This is a genomic window from Nocardia farcinica (genome assembly GCF_029867845.1).
In the GTDB taxonomy this organism is placed as follows: Bacteria; Actinomycetota; Actinomycetes; order Mycobacteriales; family Mycobacteriaceae; genus Nocardia; species Nocardia farcinica_A.
On sequence record NZ_JARWRU010000882.1, the window covers coordinates 1 to 2,509 of the forward strand.

Annotated in this window: 2 protein-coding genes; one reads left to right on the forward strand and one right to left on the reverse strand. The window is 67.6% G+C overall.

The window, feature by feature from the left end:
• Nucleotides 1-55: 55 nt before the first annotated feature.
• Nucleotides 56-586, reverse strand: coding sequence for a hypothetical protein (locus QH283_RS19280; protein ID WP_280504386.1), 531 nt, complete (start codon nt 584-586; stop codon nt 56-58).
• 178 nt (nt 587-764) lie between these two features.
• Here QH283_RS19280 and arc point away from each other — a divergent pair.
• A partial coding sequence (arc, locus tag QH283_RS19285; RefSeq protein ID WP_280504387.1) for a proteasome ATPase occupies nt 765-2,509 on the forward strand: 1,745 nt, incomplete at its 3' end.

Genomic DNA, 2,509 nt, shown 5'->3' on the forward strand with positions numbered 1-2,509 from the left:
TCCAAGGGCTGACCCGGGGGCCGACCCCGGCGCGCCGGGCCGCGCGCTCCTGGGGTCAGGCGACGCAGGGCGCCTGGGCGAACCCGAGCAGGGTGCAGGCGCTGGCGTCGGAGATCTTCCAGCTGTCGCCCTCGTGCTGCCAGGTCAGCGGCATGGCGGGGGCGGCGCCGTGCGGAGAGGTGATCACGACCTGGGCGGTGGCGGTCTCGCCCTCGAGGGTGACGTCGCTGACGGTGAAGGTCAGCGCGCCGTAGCCGCCGAGCGCGGCGTTCATGGCCTCGATATTGGACACGCGCTTGTCGCCGTCGACGATCAGGCCGGTCTTCTCCGCCGGGGGCTTGGCCGGGTCGGCGAACTGGTCGAGGGTGGCCTGCAGCTCCTCGGGAGCGGGGGCCTCGTGCGAGTGGCCCTCCTCGGCCGCCGCGCTGGTGGTGGTCGCCGCGGCGCTGGTCACCGCGCTGGTGGTGACACCGGCGGCGGTGTCGTCCGACTCCTCGTCCGAGCAGCCGACGAGACCGACGGTCAGGGCGACGGCAGCGGCGGCGGTGGCGACGACGGCGCGCAGCGATCGGGTGGGACGGTGCATGGTCAGCAACCTTTCGGCTCGGTGCGAGGGAATGTGTCCCCGCCTGGGTTAGGGGAGGCTAACATGGAGAGTCCGCCGCTCACCGCAAGGTAGATGTGATCACGAAGAAACAATGTCGCAGGGCGAGATCGGGTCGCGCCCGGTAGCGTTGTAAGACCGGGACTGGGAGGAGCAGCACATGAGCCCCATCGAGAATTCGGATTCGGCGGCCTGGAGAGAGCTCGAGGCGGTACGCGCCGAGGTGGCTGCGCTCCGAAGGCAACTGGCCGACTCGCCGGAAGAGACACGGGAACTGCAGGCGCGTATCGATTCGCTGACCATTCGCAACGCCAAGCTGATGGACACCCTCAAAGAGGCGCGTCAGCAGCTGGTCGCGCTGCGGGAGGAGGTCGATCGGCTCGGCCAGCCCCCGAGTGGCTACGGCGTGCTGATCGGCGTGCACGACGACCAGACCGTCGACGTGTTCACCTCCGGGCGCAAGATGCGGCTGGCCTGCTCGCCGAACATCGACACCGACCAGCTCTCCTACGGTCAGACCGTCCGGCTGAACGAGGCGCTGACGGTGGTCGAGGCCACCGACTACGACGCCGTCGGTGAGATCGGCACGCTGCGCGAGATCCTCGACGACGGCCGCCGGGCCCTGGTCGTCGGGCACGCCGACGAGGAGCGGGTGGTCTGGCTGGCGGGTCCGCTGGCCAAGGTGGCCGAGGCCGACGACATGGAGGATCCCGATTCGCCCATCCGCAAGCTGCGGCCCGGCGACTCGCTGCTGGTCGACACCAAGTCCGGCTTCGCGTTCGAGCGCATCCCCAAGGCCGAGGTGGAGGACCTGGTCCTCGAAGAGGTCCCCGACGTCGACTACACCGACATCGGCGGCCTCGGCAGGCAGATCGAGCAGATCCGCGACGCGGTCGAGCTGCCGTTCCTGCACAAGGATCTGTTCCGCGAGTACGAGCTGCGCCCGCCGAAGGGTGTGCTGCTCTACGGCCCGCCCGGCTGCGGCAAGACGCTCATCGCCAAAGCGGTCGCCAACTCGCTGGCCAAGAAGATCGCCGAGGCCCGCGGCGAGGATGCCAAGGAAGCCAAGTCGTTCTTCCTGAACATCAAGGGCCCCGAGCTGCTGAACAAGTTCGTCGGCGAGACCGAGCGCCACATCAGGATCATCTTCCAGCGGGCGCGTGAGAAGGCCTCCGAGGGCACGCCGGTGATCGTGTTCTTCGACGAGATGGACTCGATCTTCCGCACCCGCGGTTCGGGCGTGTCCTCCGACGTGGAGACCACCGTGGTGCCGCAGCTGCTGTCGGAGATCGACGGCGTGGAGGGCCTCGAGAACGTCATCGTGATCGGCGCGTCCAACCGTGAGGACATGATCGACCCGGCCATCCTGCGGCCCGGCCGCCTGGACGTGAAGATCAAGATCGAGCGTCCCGACGCGGAATCGGCGCAGGACATCTTCTCCAAGTACCTCACCAAGGATCTGCCGCTGCACGCGGACGATCTGGCGGAGTTCAACGGAGACAAGTCGGCCTGCGTGCGGGCGATGATCGAGCGGGTCGTCGACCGGATGTACGCCGAGAGCGAGGACAACCGCTTCCTCGAGGTCACCTACGCCAACGGCGACAAGGAAGTCCTGTACTTCAAGGACTTCAACTCCGGTGCGATGATCCAGAACATCGTCGACCGCGCCAAGAAGTACGCGATCAAGTCGGTGCTCGAGACCGGCAACCCCGGCCTGCGCATCCAGCATCTCTACGATTCGATCGTGGACGAGTTCTCCGAGAACGAGGACCTGCCCAACACCACGAATCCCGATGACTGGGCGCGCATCTCCGGCAAGAAGGGCGAGCGCATCGTCTACATCCGAACGCTGGTCACCGGCAAGAACGCCAGCGCCAGCCGCGCGATCGACACCGAGTCCAACAC